This is a genomic window from Lonsdalea populi (genome assembly GCF_015999465.1).
Classification (GTDB): domain Bacteria; phylum Pseudomonadota; class Gammaproteobacteria; order Enterobacterales; family Enterobacteriaceae; genus Lonsdalea; species Lonsdalea populi.
In genome coordinates, this window is the sequence record NZ_CP065534.1 from 2,452,909 (window position 1) to 2,472,547 (window position 19,639).

Annotated in this window: 13 protein-coding genes; 9 read left to right on the forward strand and 4 right to left on the reverse strand. The window is 60.0% G+C overall.

Annotated elements, in window-relative coordinates; translation table 11 throughout:
- Positions 1–3: 3 nt before the first annotated feature.
- Together I6N93_RS10800 and I6N93_RS10805 are read left to right on the forward strand one after the other, a co-directional pair.
- Positions 4–837, forward strand: a complete 834-nt coding sequence (locus I6N93_RS10800) for a VOC family protein (RefSeq protein WP_085684993.1) — start codon at positions 4–6, stop codon at positions 835–837.
- A gap of 187 nt (positions 838–1,024) precedes the next feature.
- Positions 1,025–2,074, forward strand: a complete 1,050-nt coding sequence (locus I6N93_RS10805) for an NAD(P)-dependent alcohol dehydrogenase (protein ID WP_167459552.1) — start codon at positions 1,025–1,027, stop codon at positions 2,072–2,074.
- A 149-nt stretch (positions 2,075–2,223) separates the two neighbouring features.
- On the opposite strand, the gene bcsG is transcribed toward I6N93_RS10805, so the two are convergent.
- From bcsG to bcsE, 3 genes are read right to left on the reverse strand one after another with little or no spacing between them, the layout of a single operon-like run.
- Positions 2,224–3,885, reverse strand: coding sequence for a cellulose biosynthesis protein BcsG (bcsG, locus tag I6N93_RS10810; protein ID WP_085684998.1), 1,662 nt, complete (start codon positions 3,883–3,885; stop codon positions 2,224–2,226).
- Between the two features lie 2 nt (positions 3,886–3,887).
- A complete protein-coding gene (locus I6N93_RS10815) occupies positions 3,888–4,073 on the reverse strand; it encodes a cellulose biosynthesis protein BcsF (protein WP_085685000.1) in 186 nt (61 codons plus the stop codon).
- Entirely contained in the window at positions 4,070–5,617 is a 1,548-nt protein-coding gene (bcsE, locus tag I6N93_RS10820) for a cellulose biosynthesis protein BcsE (protein ID WP_085685002.1), read from the reverse strand. Before bcsE ends, I6N93_RS10815 begins: the two co-directional genes overlap by 4 nt.
- A 214-nt stretch (positions 5,618–5,831) precedes the next feature.
- Here bcsE and bcsR point away from each other — a divergent pair, with 214 nt between their 5' ends.
- From bcsR to I6N93_RS10855, 7 genes are all read left to right on the forward strand, one after another.
- Entirely contained in the window at positions 5,832–6,038 is a 207-nt protein-coding gene (bcsR, locus tag I6N93_RS10825; RefSeq protein ID WP_085685005.1) for a cellulose biosynthesis protein BcsR, read from the forward strand.
- The gene (gene bcsQ, locus I6N93_RS10830) at positions 6,029–6,763 is read left to right on the forward strand and encodes a cellulose biosynthesis protein BcsQ (RefSeq protein ID WP_085685008.1); all 735 of its coding nucleotides are present in this window, start codon (positions 6,029–6,031) and stop codon (positions 6,761–6,763) included. Before bcsR ends, bcsQ begins: the two co-directional genes overlap by 10 nt.
- Positions 6,760–9,354, forward strand: a complete 2,595-nt coding sequence (gene bcsA / locus I6N93_RS10835; RefSeq protein ID WP_085685011.1) for a UDP-forming cellulose synthase catalytic subunit — start codon at positions 6,760–6,762, stop codon at positions 9,352–9,354. Before bcsQ ends, bcsA begins: the two co-directional genes overlap by 4 nt.
- Positions 9,355–9,373: 19 nt before the next feature.
- Positions 9,374–11,677 carry a cellulose biosynthesis cyclic di-GMP-binding regulatory protein BcsB gene (gene bcsB, locus I6N93_RS10840; RefSeq protein ID WP_085685014.1) on the forward strand — a complete coding sequence of 768 codons (2,304 nt, stop codon included), beginning with the start codon at positions 9,374–9,376 and terminating at the stop codon, positions 11,675–11,677.
- Positions 11,674–12,786, forward strand: a complete 1,113-nt coding sequence (gene bcsZ, locus I6N93_RS10845) for a cellulose synthase complex periplasmic endoglucanase BcsZ (RefSeq protein WP_085685016.1) — start codon at positions 11,674–11,676, stop codon at positions 12,784–12,786. The genes bcsB and bcsZ overlap by 4 nt, the downstream gene beginning before the upstream one ends.
- Positions 12,768–16,265 carry a cellulose synthase complex outer membrane protein BcsC gene (gene bcsC, locus I6N93_RS10850; RefSeq protein ID WP_085685018.1) on the forward strand — a complete coding sequence of 1,166 codons (3,498 nt, stop codon included), beginning with the start codon at positions 12,768–12,770 and terminating at the stop codon, positions 16,263–16,265. The genes bcsZ and bcsC overlap by 19 nt, the downstream gene beginning before the upstream one ends.
- A 240-nt stretch (positions 16,266–16,505) precedes the next feature.
- Positions 16,506–18,101 (forward strand): EAL domain-containing protein, encoded by a 1,596-nt coding sequence (locus I6N93_RS10855; RefSeq protein ID WP_232100008.1) that lies wholly within the window; start codon positions 16,506–16,508, stop codon positions 18,099–18,101.
- A gap of 66 nt (positions 18,102–18,167) precedes the next feature.
- On the opposite strand, the gene I6N93_RS10860 is transcribed toward I6N93_RS10855, so the two are convergent.
- Positions 18,168–19,319 carry an alanine racemase gene (locus I6N93_RS10860; protein WP_085685023.1) on the reverse strand — a complete coding sequence of 384 codons (1,152 nt, stop codon included), beginning with the start codon at positions 19,317–19,319 and terminating at the stop codon, positions 18,168–18,170.
- Positions 19,320–19,639 lie beyond the last annotated feature (320 nt).

Here is a 19,639-nt window from a genome sequence, read left to right on the forward strand (position 1 = left end):
CGTATGACCGAATTACCCCCCGTGGTCGACCATGTGATCGTCAACGTCGCCGACCGGTTGGATGAAGCCTGCGCGCTGTTTCGGCGTCTGGGTTTCCAACTGAGCGAGCGCGGTCATCACACGATGGGCTCCAGTAACCATTTGGCGATCTTCGGCGAGACCTATCTGGAACTGTTGGGCTATGAACCCGAAACCGGCAAAGATTTCTGCCGCTCGCCGCTCGGTCTGAGCGGACTGGTGTGGAAAACCGACGATGCGGACGCCGTGTATCGCCATCTGCAACGGCAGGGGCTCGACGGCGAGCCGCCCGCCGCCTTTTCCCGCCCGGTGACGCTGCCGGACGGCCGTTCGCTGAATGCGCGCTTTCGCATCGCCCGGCTACGCGGCGACGCGATCCCGAACGGGGTCAGCTTCTTTTGTCTGCACCTGACCCCGGAAGCCGTCTGGCAGCCGGCGTGGCGCGATCATCCCAACGGCGTCGTCGAGATCGACGAGTTCGTGATCGTGGCCGAACGCCCGCGGGAGGCGGCCGAGATCTACCGCCGTCTGTTCGATCCGGCGCCGTTCGTCTCCGCCCCTGACGGCGAGCTTCGCTTACAGGCGGGGACGACGCAGGTGCGTTTCATCAGCGCCGAGGCCGCCCGCGCCGAGTTCGGCGTGCCGCCGCGCAACGACGACGGCTCGCCGCGCATGGCGGCGCTGGGCTTCAGGACCCGCTCGCTCGATCAGACGCGCCAAAGCCTGCTGGCGGGCAATCTGCCGTTTATTGAAAAAGGAAACGCTATACAGGTGCCGACAGAAGCCGGATTCAACCTCATGCTGCGGTTTCGCGCCTGACGCGTGAAAATCCGGGCAAATGACGCAATGCTTGCGTTCGTCGGAGATCGACCAATAAAGATTTTGAGTGTCAGCTCACCGAAGTAAAATCCGGTTGTCAGTGCTAATGTCAACCAGACACCGCATTGAGACCGTTTTGGCGGTCATTAAGCCTACGGTAGTACCCCAATGAAACAGGAGAATGAACATGAAAGTGCTCGGTTATGCCGCTAAGTCCGCCCAGGCCCCTCTGGCGCCGCTTGAGTTCACCCGCCGCGAACCGCGACCTGACGATGTCGTCATTGAAGTGCTGTACTGCGGCGTCTGTCATTCCGACCTGCATCAGGCCCGCAACGACTGGGGAATCAGCCTTTATCCGCTGGTCCCCGGCCATGAAGTGGTCGGCCGAGTCACCGAGGTCGGCAGCGAAGTGACCCAGTTCAAGCCCGGCGATCTCGCGGGTATCGGCTGCATGGTGGACTCATGTCGCGAATGTCAGCCCTGTCGGCAGGGTCTGGAGCAGTACTGTGAAGAGGGAAGTATCCAGACCTACAATGGACTCGACCGCCACGATCACCAGCCGACCTACGGCGGTTATTCGCAAAAAATCATCGCATCGCAGGACTTCGTGCTGCGGATCCCGGACAGTCTCGATCTGAAGGCCGTCGCCCCACTGCTATGCGCAGGCATCACCACCTGGTCGCCGCTGCGCAAGTGGAACGTGACCAAAGGCAGTAAAGTCGCCGTCGTCGGACTCGGCGGTCTGGGTCACATGGCGCTGAAGCTGGCGCAGGCCATGGGCGCGGATGTCACGCTGTTTACCCGCAGCAAGAGCAAAGAGGCCGACGCTTGCCGTCTGGGCGCTCATCACATCGTGCTGTCCTCCGATCCGGCGCAGATGGAAGCGGTGAGCAACCACTTCGATCTGATTATCGACACGGTGCCTTATGAACACGACATCAACCCGTATATGACTACCCTGGCGTTGGACGGAACGCTGGTGTTCGTCGGCCAGCTCGGCCACGTCGAACCGCCGCTGAACACGATGCCGATGGTGTTGGGCCGCCGCTCCATCGCAGGCTCCTGCATCGGCGGCATTGCGGAAACGCAGGAAATGCTGGATTTTTGCGGCAAGCACGGCATCGTCTCCGATGTCGAGGTCATCAACATCCAGCAGATAAACGACGCCTACGAGCGACTGCTCAAAAGCGACGTCAAATACCGTTTCGTCATCGATATGGCTTCACTGAAAGCCTAGCGGTCAAGCCTTAGCCGCTGGCTAATCCGACGGTCCGCCTCATGATGAATATCATCACGAGGCGGGCCTTTTTTTATTTCATCCACACAAAAGATGGCGCCGTAGTGTTACCCACGACGCCATCGTCGGAGACATCACGGTCGTCAGCGTTAGGGGTAATTCACCCAGTCACCGCCGTTGAGCCGTATCCAGGTTTTTCCCTGGTAACGCATCACCACCGCGCCGTCGTTCTCTGACACCACCGGCGTCGTCGGCAGGTTATCGGTCAGGACCGACATATTAACGTTGGCCGCGTTAAACACCTGGCCGTCTACCACGCGGGAAATCAGCTCGGACAGCGCCAGCATGCTGGTCGGTGCATCAATGCGCAGCGGCTGCTCCTGATGAGGCGCTTTCATACCCGCGAACAGAATGCCTACCGGCACATGCGTGATAGCCGGGCTTGGGATATCCCGTAAGCCGGACATCTGCATCTTGTCGCCCGCCAGCGCCGCGCCGTGTTCCGGTACGACGATCACCATCACCCGCCGTCCTGACTCGTCGAGCTGGCGCATAAAGGCTTCCAACTGATCGAACATCTGCTGCGCACGCGGCTGATACGGCGCGGATCGCGTCGTTCCCAGATCGCGCGTGCCGTCATGCAGCGGGATCACGTTCACGAAGGTGGCGCTGCGCATCTCATTACTCTGCTGGCGATCGTCCAGCCAGCGTTGCATCAGTTGCGCATCGCTGAACACCGGCGTGCCGTCGAACGAAGTATAGGACGGCGCGATCCCCCCCTGAGACATCAGCGGCGCCCCGATGCGGCCCTGCTCGCGCAGCGACTTCAGGTAGTTGCCGAAAATACCGGGGTGATCCAGCACCAGTTGCTGGCGGAAGCCCAATTTTTCGAGATTGTCGAACAGATAGCAGTGATCCGCCGTCGGCTTGTAGATGTCGCCGTGCGGCGTCTGACCGCAGCTGGCGCGCAGCAGGCGGATACCTGCAGGACCGCTGTAACCCGTCGCCGAGTTGTAATTGCCAAGCAGAATATCGAACCGTTTCCACAGCGGATGGTGACGGAGCTGCGCCGTGTCCAAATCGGACCACGACAGCGAGCAGATATTGATGATCAATACATCAAACGGCTGCGAATCCGCCGGGAGCGTGTCAGGAAAGTGCGTGACCCGCTGCTTTTCCTGCGCGTAAAAACGCGAGAGAAAAGCCGAAAGATTGGCGCTGGTCGGCGGCGCGCGCTCGTCGAGCCCATCCGACGAAGCATTAACCTGGCCGGACTGCGGCGCGCCGTTGTTGATGGCTACCTGAGGGGTGGCCGCCGTCGTGGGCAGCAGTGAGAAAGCCGGGCCGGCGATATTGATTATATTGATCCAGCACAGCATCGCCGTCACCAGCACGGTAACGCGAACCCACTGGGCGATGAACAGGTACAGAACCCAGAGGACGAACGCCGCAGCGACCATTCGACCATTAATGAACCGGTCCGCCAGATCCAGCAGATAATCGCCTGAAAACTCGGTGAGCTGTGCCCCCTGGCTGAGGATACTTTGCATCCCCGGCAGCCAGGTGTCGTGATAGAACAGCGCGATCCCGATGGGGATCGAGATCCACTGACGCAACCGGTGCAGGCGCTGCGACGGCAGCGGAAACACCAGCCAGCAAAGAAAGACCAGATTATCCAGCGCGTGAAAGTTGAGATAGCCGAACCACAGCAGTGCGAACTTCAGCAAGAAATAGAAATTCCAGCCGCCCAAACCCCGCCAGCAACGCCAGGAGGACACCGCATTGGGCGCCGCTTGTTTTACTTTAGTCATGATTATTTCACATCCGATTGTGAAGATTTTCGCCGCCAGGTTCCTTCATATTTCATCGCGCGCGACGGCGTCAGACGATGAATAAAACCCCGCCAGCGTGCGAACAGCCAGCGGGGAAGAAACACCCACAACACTAAAATGATCAGCAGGAAAAGAATGCCTGCATGCATGATTTCCATCAGATTCATCTGGCCGCCCCCTCGCCCTGCTGCAGCCTGATGCGCTGCGGCACCCGCCGCGACGAAGGGGAGGCCGACACGGTATTGCCCTCGCTGACGGCGGCGGCCGTCACCTCCGTCAACCCACGCGGAACCCTCGCGCCCATCAGACGGATTTCCGACAGAATCGGCAGATCTTCGCACCAAACCTGACGGCCGGAGAAAATCTCGTCATAAGGCAACGGGAAGATGGACGCGAGCGCCGTTTTCAAGTCATGAAGATGGCAGGAAAATAGGAACAGATACAGGCGGTTATCCATCACCGTGAACACATCTCCGTTACGCCGGGTTTTGCAGAGCGTCAATGCCTGCTCCGCCCGCAGCTGGCTCACCGGCGTCAGCGCAACCAGTACGCCCTTGCTATTTTCCGGCAGTAGCTGATCGTTCAGCAGCAGCCTCACCGTATGGCAGAACCTCTCCAGAGGCATGAAACCTTTCTGGCGCAGCGGCTGCTGCAGCTTCCGCAAGACGGTGAAATCTTTCGGCACATAGCGCTGATAGCATTGCCCTTGTAGACCTTCCAGCATGATCAGAAAACGCGACAACGGGGTGCCGAACGGCACAATCATATTAACACCGCAGGCCAGCAGCAGACGCTCGTCGTTCTGGCGCTGACACACCTCCATCTCGCGCACGACGATTTTCAGCCCTGCGCCGCGCAGGCTACGCAGTCGGTGGATATGGCGAGCCAGTCCGCCGGTCTGAACGTTGTGGCTGAGGCAGAAAATCACGGTCGCGGAGTCAGCCTCTTCGGCCCGTGCATAAACCCGATCGTTGCCGTCATGTAATTGCCACTGATTCGATAACGGGGGCGCCCCTTCCAATACGCTGCGTTCGGCAATAAAAATATGCTCGTCATTCAATGTTAATGGCGTGTTTTGCTCTTCTTGTTGCATCATCGAAAAACGATTGTGCTCCAAAATTAACGCCAACCGTCTATCTGCCAGTAATCGCGTAGCGTTATACCACCAATGTATTCTATATTTCCAATTATCTTTCTGATATTCGAGACACGAAAATCCATTCAAATAGCGAAATAGGCCGTGAAGATGTTCACCCAATGAAATTATTTCTCTTCCATAAGTAATAATTACCATCGAAATATAATTCTTCTTTAATGAGAAATTCATTCTCTTTAACCACTCGGACAATTCTGAAGAAGTTAATTTATCCCAATCACTCACCTCGGTATAAAACAAAACCAATTGTGGATTTGACGAAAATGAAAATAGACGTAAAAATTCTTTATCCAACTTCAATAATGCCCTGCTGGTTTGCGGTAATGAATACATCGGAATGCGATCCGGCCCTGAAGACAGCGGCGGAGTCAGCAGCTCGCGCGGCGCGGTGGCTGAGCTGAGCAAGATTACCGCCGCCTGGGCGCTTATGATCTGTCGTGCCAGCGCAATAGCGTCTTCCTGCCGTTGAACCGTAACCCAATAACAACCTGGCGGCTGAATCAGCATTAATTCATCCGGCAGCTGTTCTATTCCTAACGTAGAGAAATATTTCATAGATTAATTTTTATAATAAAGAGATTGAAACAACGTTATCACTTGTCGTTAATTTTAAAATAATTGTAATATACTGAAAAATCATCACATCCTTATCCCATTAATTATGGATTCTTACCATCTTTTAGATCATAATACAGATTAACCCGATAATTCCAATAAAGCCAAAAGCTTTATTCTTAATCACATATAAAACGATAACCATCAGTGGACGATGAAAAGAGAAAACGCCGTTTATAAAAATGCGGGTTGCATACAGCCGCAAAATGATATTACCATAATGAATAAAGTTTTTTCATTAGCGCCTATTCGGTATGTCGATATTGCCAGAGAAAATCGTCTGGCCAGAGTCATTGCGCGCTGGTCTCTACTGCATGAATTTAATTCCGAGCAGCAAGAGAATGATGACCCATGCCAATAATTGCTCTCCAGGGAATACGCGGCGGCACCGGAACCACCGCACTCACTTCCGCGCTGGCCTGGGCTCTCAACCAGAGCGGGGAATCGGTCATAGCGTTGGACTTTTCGCCCTGCAACCAGCTTGGGATCCATTTCAACACGCCCGTGTCCTATCGCGACGGCTGGATGCGCGCCGCGCTCGAAGACCGGGAGTGGGGGGAAAGCGCCATGCGCTATCTCTCCGGCCTCGACTTCATTCCGTTCGGTCGACTGGATGACGCCGAGCATAGGCACTACCAGACGTTTTCCTCGGATTTCCTCCAACCCTGGATCGACAATGATCTAAACATACTGCGTCAGAACTATCGTTGGATTCTGTTGGACATGCCGACGCATCGGCTTCCCTTGACGCAGAATCTGCTGCATGCGGCAGATCGGGCGATTCGAGTGATCACGCCGGACGCCAACTGCCATCTGCGCCTGCATCGCGCGCACATCGACGCCGACGACCTGTATCTCCTCAACCTGTTCAACGTCAACAGCGCCGTACAGCGGGACTTGCGCCAGCTGTGGAGCAGTACGCTGCAATCATTGCTCCCGATCGTCGTCCATCAGGATGAGGCCTTTTCCGAAGCGCTGATGATGAAACAGCCCGTGGGGGAATACCAGCCATCCAGTCTGGCGACGGAGGAAATAGCGACGCTGGCGGCCTGGCTGCAACTGAACGTGACGGAGCGAACGGCATGAATCCCTTGTGCTGGCTGCTCTGCCCACCGGTTCATCAGGCGTTGCAGCGCCGCTACCGCGGCTATCGGCGTAGGGAAGTGTCCGGCCCGACGGCGTGTTCGCAGTGCCTGTGGGTCGTGTTGGCCTGGACCTTCTGCCGTCTGGAAACGCCCGCCTGGCAGGCCATTATCGCCGAACGGCGTCGGCTGTTTCCACATATTGACTCGCAGAGACCACAGCCGCTGGACGCGCTGCGTTATCTGCTGCAACTGGCCTGGCTGCTGCTGTTTTTCCCCGGCGACGCGCAGCGCTCGTCCTTCAGCGGGCTGCTGAACAGCCGTCGGCGTATTCATCACTGGCTCGATGGCCTGCCGGAGCGCGCTCGCCAGCGCCAGCTCCATACGCGGGCCGAACGCCAGGTCGGTCGGCTGCCGGCCTGGCTCCGGCGGCTCGCTCTCATTGGCTGCGCGATCCTCGTCGGGCTGCTGGGGCTGCTGTGCATCTCACAGCCGTTCGATATCGCTACCCAGCTCATCTTCGTCCTGCTGTTGTGGGGCATGGCGATGGTGGTGCGCCGGCTGCCCGGCCGTTTGCCGACCATCATGCTGATCATGCTGTCGCTGACCGTCTCCTGCCGTTATCTCTGGTGGCGCTATAGCTCGACGCTCAACTGGGACGACCCGGTCAGTCTGGTTTTCGGCCTGCTGCTGGTCGTCGCGGAAACCTACGCCTGGGGGGTACTGGTTCTGGGCTATTTCCAAACGCTGTGGCCGCTGCATCGCCAGCCGGTGTCCCTGCCCGACGATCCCGATATCTGGCCGACGGTCGACCTGCTGATCCCCACCTACAACGAACCGCTCAGCGTCGTCAAACCCACGCTCTACGCCGCGCTGGGCATCGACTGGCCGCAGGACAAGCTGACCATCTACGTGCTGGACGATGGCGACCGACCGGAATTCCGCGCGTTCGCCGATAGCATCGGCGTTCGCTATATCGCGCGCGCCACCCACGAACACGCCAAAGCGGGCAACATCAACCATGCCCTGCGCACCGCCTGCAACAGCGAATACGTCACCATTTTCGACTGCGATCATGTGCCGGCGCGCTCCTTCCTGCAGATGACGATGGGCTGGTTTCTGAAAGATAGGAAGCTGGCGATGCTGCAAACGCCGCATCACTTCTTCTCGCCGGATCCGTTCGAGCGCAATCTCGGCCGTTTCCGCCGTACACCGAACGAAGGCACCCTGTTCTACGGACTGGTGCAGGACGGCAACGACGTCTGGGACGCCACGTTTTTCTGCGGCTCCTGCGCCATCATCCGCCGCAGCGCGCTGGATGAGATCGGCGGCATCGCCGTTGAAACCGTCACGGAAGATGCGCACACCTCGCTGCGTCTACACCGGCTCGGTTACTCGTCGGCCTATATCCGCATCCCGCAGGCGGCCGGGCTGGCGACGGAGAGCCTGTCCGCGCACATCGGCCAGCGCATCCGCTGGGCGCGCGGCATGGTGCAGATTTTTCGTCTGGACAATCCGCTGATGGGGAAAGGGCTGACCTTCATGCAGCGGCTGTGCTACGCCAATGCCATGCTGCACTTTCTCTCCGGCATTCCGCGGCTGATCTTCCTGCTGGCTCCGCTGGCCTTCCTGCTATGCCATGCCTACATCATTTTTGCGCCGGCGCTGGCCATCGCCATTTACGTGCTGCCGCACATGCTGCACACCAGCCTGACTAACTCCCGCATTCAGGGACGCTATCGTCACTCGTTCTGGAGCGAGGTGTATGAAACCGTGCTGGCCTGGTATATCGCCCGGCCCACCACCGTCGCGCTGTTCAATCCCAACAAGGGCACATTCAACGTCACCGCTAAAGGCGGTTTGGTGACCCAGAAACACCTCGACTGGGTGATCACCCGTCCCTACGTCATGCTGGTGTTGCTGAATTTGGCGGGCCTGGTCATGGCGTTCTGGCGGCTGTACTACGGTCCGCAGAACGAGATGTTGACCGTGGTCATCAGCCTTATTTGGGTGCTGTACAACATGGTGATCCTCGGCGGCGCCGTTTCCGTCGCGGTCGAAGCCCGGCAGCTGCGCGAGTCGCACCGTGTGGACATCGATATGCCCGCCGCGCTGGCGCGGGAAAACGGTCATATGCTGCCCTGCACGCTGCGCGACTACTCAGACGGCGGCGTCGGAGTAGAGCTGCGGGACGAACTGGCGCTGCGCAAAAACGAGAAAGTGTTTTTGATATTGCAACGAGACGGTCAGGAGTTCTACTTCCCCTGCTGCGTCCAACGCGTTCTGGGACGCGCAGCCGGGATTCGGCTGCACAATCTGACGACCGAGCAGCAGGTCGACTTCATCCAATGCACGTTTGCCCGCGCCGACACCTGGGCGCTATGGCAGGACAGCTTCCCTCAGGACAAACCTCTGCATAGCCTCGCGGATATCGCCGTACTGGGTTTCAAAGGTTACTTACGTCTGGCCGAGTACGGACCGCCCCGATTACGGCGGCTGTTTATGATGCTGACGACGTTCGTCGCCTGGGTGGCTTCGCTTTTTCCCCAACAGGTCAGGACCCACTCTGCCGGAGCTGCCGGCCAGAAAGTATGACCCCACTGATGATGACACAATGACAAGAAGATTACGTTGGTTCACTTTTATACTATTTGGACTCTCTCCAATCACTCATGCGGACGTGTTCTCCGAGCATACCGCCACGGCGGGGACGGTTGCCGCCATCGATAATGCCGCGCCGCAGAGCGTGTCCGAGCAGACGGAGGCGACGGCGCCGCTGCGCGACAGCCTGCTGCCGTTCAGTCGTCTGGCGCCTCCGCCGGGCAGCTTCCAGTTGCAGGGGATGCGCCCGGACGGTCAGATAGAGTTCGGCGTGCGCAGCGATGAACTAGTCACCCGGGCCGTACTGCAACTGAGCTATCGCCCTTCGCCCGCGCTGCTGCCCTCGCAGTCGCATCTGCAGGTGTTTCTTAACGACGCGCTGGTGGGCATTGTGCCCATCACGGCCGAACAGCTAGGCAAGAACAACCAGACCCAGTTGGAACTTGACCCGCGTTTTATCACCGATTTCAACCGCGTCCGTCTGTCGCTGGTGGGTCACTACGCCAACCAGTGTGAAAACAGCACCAACACGGCTATCTGGATGGCGGTGGGTCAAGACAGCACGCTGAAACTGACGTTGCAAAAGCTGCCGCTCAAGAACGACCTGTCTCGCTTTCCGGAACCGTTCTTCGACAGCCGCGACGCCCAGCCGCTTCAACTGCCGGTGGTGTTCTCCGCCCGTCCCTCGACGACCGAACAGCGCGCCGCCGCTATATTGGCATCCTGGTTCGGTGTCAAAGCCGACTGGCGCGGACAGCGCTTCCCGGTGCTGTATAACCAGTTGCCGTCGCATCAGCACGCCGTCGTGTTCGCCACCAACGCGCACCGCCCGGACTTTCTAAAAGATTATCCGCCGGTCGCCAAGCCCACCGTGGAGATCCTCAGCCAGCCGGACGACCCGTACAACAAAATGCTGCTGATACTGGGCCGGGACGATACCGACCTGATCACTGCCGTTCAGGGGATCGCACAGGGCGATGTCCTGCTGCGCGGCCAGTCGTCCACTATCGACAACGTGCGTCAGTTAGCGCCGCGTCTGCCCTACGACGCGCCGAACTGGGCGCATACCGACCGCCCGACCCGCTTCTCCGAGCTGCAGCAGTACGAGACGCAGTTCCAGTCTGATGGGTTGCAGCCTTCACCTATCTCCCTGCTGTTAAGACTGCCGCCGGATCTCTATCTGGTGCGCGAACGCAGCATCGACATGAATGTGATGTACCGCTACACCTCGCCGCGCCAGAACGACGGCTCCCGTCTGGCGGTGAACCTGAATAATCAGTTTGTGCAGGACGTGCCGTTGACGACGAAAAACAGCAGCGGCCAGTGGCTACTGCACGTCCCGCTGATTCAGGGACAGCAGGACACCAATGCGGCGGTGACGCTGCCCGCGCTGCGCCTCGGCGCGGCGAACCAGCTGCGTTTTGACTTCGACTACGCCGCCCACCAGATCGGCGGCATCCAGGAAGAGCGCTGCGAAACCGTGATGCCGGTCGCCAACCACGTGGTGATCGACGGCGACTCGACCGTCGACTTCTCCGGCTATCGCCACTATCTGGAAATGCCGTCGCTGCGCGCCTTCGCCAACGCGGGCTTCCCGTTCAGCCGTCATGCAGATCTGTCGCAGACGCTGCTGCTAGTGAACGCGCATCCGCAACCGGCGCAGGTCAGCACGCTGCTTAACGTGATGGGCAATATCGGCGCGCAGACCGGCTTCCCGGCCCTGAACGTGCGCATTGCGGACGACTGGGAGCAGGCGGAAAACCAGGACGCGGACCTGCTGATGATCGGCAGCCTGCCGGATAATCTGCGCGAGGGTCGCGACGTCAATCTGCTGGTGGATACCACCAAAAGCTGGGTGAAAAAGCCGCTGCGTCAAATGGCGCTGCATACGCCGGCCGCCGCCTCCGACCGTATGGCGGAGAGCCAGACCACGATCCTGTCCGAAGGGCCGATGGCGGCAATCGTCAGCTTCCAGTCTCCCTACCATGACCAGCGCAGCGTGGTCGCGCTGCTGGCCGATACCCCGCGCGCCTACGCACTGCTGAATGACGCGCTGAACGATACCGGCAAACGCGCCGCTATCTTCGGCGCCGTCTCCATCATTCGCGAGTCCGGCGTCAATAGCCTCCGGGTCGGCGACACCTGGTTCGTGGGCTACCTGCCGTGGTGGGAGAGCATCTGGAGCGCGATGTCCTCGCATCCCGTCTGGCTGGCTTCCCTCGCCGTCTTTATGGTCATCCTGTTGGCATTAATGACCTGGCGGCTGATGCATCGTATCAGCCAGCGTCGTCTCGACGACGAGGACGCGTTTCTGTGAGACGGCTGAGAGTTTCCTGCTGGGGTGTGCTGGCGCTGCTGTTTGGCAGCGTTGCGACGGCAAAATGCCGCTGGCCGCAGTGGGAACAGTTCCGGCAGGCCTATATCAGCGCCGACGGTCAGGTCATCGATCCCCACGAGGGCGACCCCATCACCACCTCCGAAGGACAAAGCTACGCGCTGTTTTTCGCCCTCGCGGCGAATGACCGCGACAGCTTTGACCGCATACTGACCTGGACGGAAACCCATCTGGCGAACGGCGATCTGACGCTGCGCCTGCCCGGTTGGCTGTGGGGGCGCGATGCGGCGACCGGCCGCCAGACGCTGCGGGACGATAACTCCGCCGCCGACGCCGACCTGTGGATCGCCTATTCGCTGTTACAGGCCGGAAAGCTGTGGCAAAGCCGCACTTATCAGGTCATGGGCACCCTGCTGCTCCAGCGCATCGCCCGGGAAGAAACGGCCGAGGTGCCCGATCTCGGCCCTGTACTGCTGCCGGGAAAATACGGCTTCGCGTCGCAGACAAGCTGGACGGTCAATCCGAGCTATTTGCCGCCGTCGTTGCTGGCCAGCTTCGTCGAGCAATCCAGCCTCTGGTCTCGTCTGCATCGCACAGCGATGAAGCTGTTGATCGATACCGCGCCGCGCGGTTTCTCGCCGGACTGGATCGCATGGACGTCGGGAACCGGTTGGCATTTCGATGAGGGCAAAGAACCGGTCGGGAGTTATAACGCCATTAGGGTATATCTGTGGGCAGGCATGCTGGATGACGGCGACCCGGACAAGGCGTCGCTGTCGCAGGCGTTTATGCCGATGGCCCGCTATGTGGAAACCCACGCCGCGCCGCCGGAGCGCATTAACGTCAGTCATGCAGCAAGCGAGCCACTCGGCAACGCCGGCTTTTCCGCCGCGCTGCTGCCGCTGCTCCAACGCTCTCCCGCCCTGTCCGAGCAACGCCAGCGCGTGTGGAATACCCCTTTTAGCGAAAAGGCCTATTACCGCACCGTTCTGACCCTGTTCGGCACCGGTTGGGACAGCCGCTTTTTCCGCTTTTCGCCGCACGGCGATGTCATCCCCGCCTGGAAAGAAACATGCGTAACATCAAGATAAACTGGCTGCGATTCATGCTGCCTGCCCTCGCCGGACTCCCCGCGGCGCCCGCCGTCTATGCCGTCTCTGCGCCCGTTGCTGACAGCCAGCGCGGTATTTCCCCCGTCGACTGGCTGCTGCTGCAGGTTCGAATGGGAGAAACCAGCCACCAGCTCGAACTGGTGAAGCAGTCGCTTTATCGACTAGAGAATATCGCGCCCGATAACCCGGACGTCCTCGCCGCCCTGTTGCGGCACGCGCTGATGCAGAGCGACCGAACCAAAGCCCAGCGTTACATGGACCGGCTGAACGCCGAAGCGCCTAACTCCCCTGCCGCCCAAGAGGCCACGGTCAGCATGATGCTGTCGACGGCGGAAGGCCGTCAGCAGTGGCAGGAAGCCCGCCTGCTGGCGGCCTCCGGTCGGCTGGTGGAAGCGCGCGCGGCCTACGACGCGCTGTTTCACGGCGTCTATCCCACCGTGGACATCGCCTATGAATACTGGCGGCTGGCCGCACGCATCCCGGGTCAGGAGCCGCTGGCGCTAAAACAGCTTCAGGCGCTGGATCGGCAGTACCCCGGCAGCGTTAGCGTGCGGATGCAGATCGCCCGGATGCTGTTCTCCCAGGACGATGCGCGGCAGGCCATCACCACGCTTCGGGCGCTGGCCGACAACGCCCGCGGGCGCGATGACGCCGCCGAGCTGTGGCTTAAATACATCAAAGCGCAGCCGATTACCGGCGACAGCGTGGCGCAACTGCACGAATACCTGACGACGTTCACCACCGGCGATGAGTACCAAAACGGGCGGCAGGAGCTGGATCGTCAGCAGGAACTTTTAGCCGATCCGGTGTTTCAACAGCGCGCCGCCAGCCTGGCCCGCGTTGCGCGAGGCGAAGGCGCGACGGCCATCCCCGCGCTGCAGAAGGCGCTGCGTGCCAATCCCAACGACGCCGACGTGCTGGGCGCGATGGGACAGGCGCTGGCTCGCAGCAACCAACGCGCCGCGGCGGTTCACTATTTTGAGCAGGCTATCCAGGTCGACGAAGCAAGCCTGAAGGTCGCCAAATGGCAGAGCCTGCTGGAATCCACCCGCTACTGGCTGGCCGTCGATTGCGGAGACAGCGCGCTCGCCGCGCAGGATCTCGACACGGCCGAGCGGCAGTACCGGCAGGCGCGCACGCTGGATAACGACGGCAGCGATGCGGTTATCGGACTCGGCGACGTCGCGCTGGCGCGTCATCATCCCCTCGCGGCGGAACAGCTGTACCGCCAGGCGCTGCAGATGGACAGTAACGCCACGGCGGCGCGGCGGCTGGTGACGCTCTACCAGCAGGAGTCGCCGCAGAAAGCGATGGCGTTTATCGAGAACGGACTGACGCCCGCGCAAAAACGCGCCCTGCTCGCCACGCTCAACGCACTGCGCAGCGATACGCTGCGGGCGGATGCCGACCGACTGGCCGCTCAGTCTCGCTGGACGCCGGCGGTCGAGAAGTACCGCGAAGCCATTAGCTTCGCGCCGGATGATGTCTGGCTGCACTATCGCCTGGCCACCGCGCTGCGCGCTGCCGGACAGCCGGAGGTAGCCGACCGCGAGATGGAGGCGATGTCGCGCCAACAGCCGCACGACGCTACCCATCTCTACGCCTATAGCCTCTATCTGTCCGGCAGCGATCGGGCTCATCGTGCGCTGGCGCTATTGAACAGCGTGCCGGAAGCACTCCGTGAGCAAAGTTTGCAGGATCTGATGACGCGTTTGCAGCACGAGGACGTCTATACCCGCGCCTATGCGCTGCACGCCGCCGGACGGGATGCGCAGGCGCACGCTCTGCTGCACATGCTGCCGGACACGCCGCGTCGCCGCGTCGTTCAGGCCGACTGGGCGCTGGAGCAAGGAAACACCGACGCGGCGCTGACCGGCTATCAACAGGTGCTGACGCGCGACCCATTTAACGGCGACGCACGTATCGGTCAGGCGGAAGCGCTCACCGCGCAGGGCCGTCGGCAGGAGGCGCAAACGACGCTGGCTGCGCTGTCAACGGGTCCCGTCGAACCCTCGCTGGATCAGGGCAGACGCACCGCCAATCTTTGGTGGCGATTGGGTGAACCGCAGCGGGCCAATTCGCTGTACACGCAGCTAAAACGCCGCGCCGCGCAGACGCCACCCTCCCCGGAGGGCGCGCGGATTTACCGTGACGCCGCCAGCCTCGCCCGCCAGCAGGGACATCCCGACGAGGCGCGGGAGGACTACCGTCAGGCCATGGTCGACAGCGGCATCACCCCGGCCCCGCCGAGCGATAACGCCGCCTTCACCGCCTTGACTCGCCTGCGCCCGGAAGACAGCTGGCTACAGCGCTCAATACGTGCCGACGCCGCGTCGCTCTATCGCCAGCAGGACACCACGCTCTCCGTGGCGCAGGATTATTCGCGCAACAAGGGGACCGGCGGTCAATCTGACTTCACCGCGCATACCACCATGTTGCAGGGGGAAACGCCGATCGCGGACGGCCGAGGATTCCTGCGCGTTGACCATGTCGCCGTCTCCGCAGGGCAATTCAGCGCCGCCAACGGCACGCACACCAGCCTGTTCGGCACCTGCGCGGACTCAGGTTGCCGCCGCGCTCGAACGCAGCGCGCGGAAGGCGTGGCGCTGGGCGCGGGCTGGCGCCATCAGGACTGGTCGGTAGATATGGGAACGACGCCGATAGGCTTTCGCGTCTTGAACTGGGTCGGCGGCATCAGCCGTAAAACCGATATCCATGATGTGGGCGTGACCTTCACCGCCTCGCGCCGGCCTATCTCCAGCTCGCTGCTGGCATTTGCGGGCGCGCAGAACCCGGGCGGCGGCAACGGCAATACCTGGGGAGGCGTCGTAGCGACGGGAGGCGCAATCGGTCTGAGCTACGATCACGGCGGCGATCACGGCCTGTGGGGCGACATCAGCGCTCATCGCATCAACGGTAAAAACGTCGCCGGCAACCAGCGCCGGCGTCTGATGGGCGGCTATTACTACAAGCTGATCAACGAAGATCACCGTCGCGCGACCCTCGGTTTCAACAGCATGGTTTGGCGCTACCAGAAAGATCTCAGCGGTTACACCTACGGTCAGGGCGGCTATTACAGCCCGCAGCGCTACCTCTCGCTCGCGGTGCCGGTCACTTATCGGCAGCGTATGGATAACTGGTCGCTGGATCTGGGCGGCTCGGTCTCCTGGTCTCGTTCGAAAACCGCCGGTCAGCGACGTTATCCCGTCTACCCCGGCTTCGACAGCGATCGGGCCTCGGCCAGCGGCAGCAGTCAGGGGATCGGCTACACCTTGCAGGCACAGGTGGAGCGACGGCTGACAGAGCATTGGACGCTGGGCCTCAGCGTCGATATCCAGAAAGCCAAGGACTATACGCCCAGCCATGCCGTCCTCTACCTACGCTATTCGGGAGCGGGCTGGCAAGGCGATATGGATATGCCGATCCTGCCGATGACGCCTTACGCGGACGTTAAGTAGCGCCGCTTTCTCCGCCGCCGCGCAAGCGCCGATAATCCCCGACCTGTCGTTCCGCGCGGCAGGTCATATTGTCTTCCGTTGGCCCCCAACAACTTATTCCCGCGCCGGGACGGCGAGTGCTACACTTGTTGCAAAGAGATTTCCGGCATAATGCGTCTGGTCTAGAACCGCATCTCGCTGTTCCCCTACCCTTTTCAAACCAGCAATAATGTTCTGAACCATCTTAGAATGGAGGCTTTCTTGATCGTCTATAGTCGCACTCAGGCTCGTAAATACAGAGCAGGACTGCTTGCCGCCGCCTTATTACCTTTGCTTCTCGGCATCATCTTCAGCTATATCATCGCCAGACAGGACGTGAAGCGCGATCTGGAAGCCACGACCCAGGTGATTCTGCATCAGGCGGAAACGATCAACGGCATGGCCTGGGATCAGGTGGCCCGGTTATCGTCTCTGAAGGGAAAATCCTGTGAATCGGTACTCAACGATCTCATCAGGCAAGGTACGCTCTCCGCCTATTTCCGCTCGTTGGGGCTGATGAGCGGACGGGATATGTACTGCTCCTCCGTCTCCGGCGATCAGGTCATCCCGCTGACGCAGATCATCCAGTCTCCGTTGCCTGCGGTACAGCCGGAACGATGGAGCATTTCGGTGCCGCGCACGCGCGGCGTGCCCAGCCGCCCCGCGATTATTTTCGCCCGACAGTTTTCGCCGACCTACGGCGCCTTCGTGATTGTCGACGGTCAATATCTGCTCGATTTCATGAGCGCCATCAATAACGCCCGTCCTTATCAGTTGACCGTCGAGTTCAACGGCGGTTTTCGCATCCAGGAAGGTGAGAAGAGTCAAACGCTGCTTCCGTTTATCTCGCCGCTGTATCACGAACGTGCGTCCAAACGTTATCCGATTATCGTCAGCGCCGAGGTGCAGCCGGTGGAGATACTGCAAGACTGGCTTAATGACTTCCTGACGTTCCTGCCGCTGTCGCTGTTTTTATCGCTGATCTTCATCTACATCGTGAGATCCTGGAAAAAACGCAAGATATCGCTCCGCGATGAGCTGCGTAAAGGGATACAAGCCAATGAGTTTTCGGTGCATTACCAGCCGCTGTACGACCTGGAGTCCGAACGCTGTATTGGCGCGGAAGCGCTGTTGCGCTGGTTTAGGCCGGGTGGCAGTACCATCAGCCCCGACGTTTTCATTCCCTCCGCCGAAAACGAAGGGTTGATTATTCCGTTATCGAAACACCTGTTTAAACTGCTGGCCGCCGACGTCAGCGCTTGGACGCTGCCGCAAGATTTTCGGCTGGGGATCAACATCGCGGCGGCGCATATTCATCATCCCGACTTTGTGAATGATATCCATCAGTTGGCAAAAACGCTGCGGCATCAGCGTGTTCAGATCACCCTGGAGCTCACGGAACGCAGTCTGATCAGCGATACTCAGGATGTCATACAAAAGCTGACGCAGCTTCGAAGCGAGGGCATTCGTATCGCGGTGGACGATTTCGGCACGGGGCACTGTTCTTTGTCCTATCTGCAAATGTTTCCGCTGGACTATCTCAAGATAGATAAAGGTTTCATCGGCACGATCGAATCCGCCCACCGGGATACGCCGGTGCTGGATGCGATCATCAATCTTAGCCACCGCCTGGCGCTGAGAATGGTAGCCGAGGGGGTCAACTCCGCCTATGAATATGACTACCTCAAACGGTGCGGCGTGCAGCTGATGCAGGGATATCTTTATGCTCGCCCAATGAGCAGCGAAGCGCTGATGGCCTGGCTGAAAGCGCAAGGCCAGCAAAAATTCATCGCCGCGCCGGAGACCGAAACGGCGTAACCACATCGTGGCTCGTGCTCAGGACGCGATTGTCGCTGGCTGCAAATCTGCTGCCGCCAGCGCATATTACAGAAAACAGCCCCGCCCTTCCGTCGGCATGACTTTTCCCGCATCGTCCTCCCCGCGTAGCACCCAGTGGTTGAACTGCGCCATTACCGCGCAGGCGTGATTGGGGAAGACCCGCATCAGGCTACCCAAACGCGGCTGCTGCCCCTGATGCGGGACAAAACCGTGCTCTTCGGAAAGTTTCTCCACCGTATAGGCCAGAGGCAAATGCTCGCTGATGGCGATCCCCCAATGACTGGCGCCCGTGCCATGAGGCCCGCGATCGGACGTCAACGCTTTCGAACCGGCATCGATAATCGCATAGCGATCGTTGACTGCCACCACCCGCGCCACAACGCTCATCGCCAGATCGTCCGGTTGGCACAGTCCGAGTCGAATAGCCGTTAAATCCAGCAGCGCGTAGTTGCCCGGTCGAATCTCATCCACCCCCGGCGCGACCGGCGCTCCCAACGCCGTCGGCGTCGCACCGGTGGAGATGGCGCAGCGGCTGACCGCGCCGTGCTGCAAAATGCGCGTCTGTAGCTGGCGCAGCAGCATCGCTTCGTCTTTTGCTATCGTCTGGATTTGCGCAATCCCCGAGGCGCCATAGGCATGACCGGCATGAGATACCAAACCGCCGAACCGCAGCTCGGGACAACGGGCGATATGCCCCGCCAGCGTGACGCCGCCTTCGCCGTGCGGATCAACACCCACCCGGCCCAGCCCCACATCAACCTTCACATACACGATGACGGGATCGCCATCTTGCTCCCTCACCGCGCAGGCGATGGCTTCAACGCCCAGCGGATCGGCGACGATAAAAGAGACCCGCGCACGGCGATAGGCTGCGACGACCAGCAGTTCACGAATGCTCTCAGGGACCACGACCGGATAGGCCAGCAGAACATCTTCTATGCCGCCTTCGATAAAGGCGACGCCTTCGCTCGGTTTGGACACCGTAATCCCCACCGCGCCCGCCGCGATCTGCCGACGAGCGATAACGACGCTCTTGTGCGTCTTGACGTGGGGCCGCAGGCTGGCGCCCGCCTCGTCCGCTTTCAGCTGCATCTGCCGCAGATTTCGTTGCAGGCGCAGATCGTCAATCTCGATATACGGCGTTAACCTATCGTCGCGGTATGGCCGCAGGTAATTCGATCCCCGATTCTGATGCATGGCAACACTCCTGATGATGAACAGACAAACGGCGAAGCGGGTCGAAGGCCCGTTCGACGGGTAACAAAACCGCCCGGTGCGACCCAGGCGACCGCTTCAGCCCGATAGCAATACCTCATCCGTCGATAGGGTGAAAGTAAAACCGACGCTTCCGGCGGAACGCCGTGACCGGACCGAAACGTCAGCGACAACATCAACGCGGGGAATAGAGATAATTCTGTTTATGATTAGAAAGCGTAGTATTTCATTGAGAATAAAAATAGCTTCACCTACTCTGAGCCACTGAAATAGCCCCGACACACTGAGTTTCAGAGTATTAA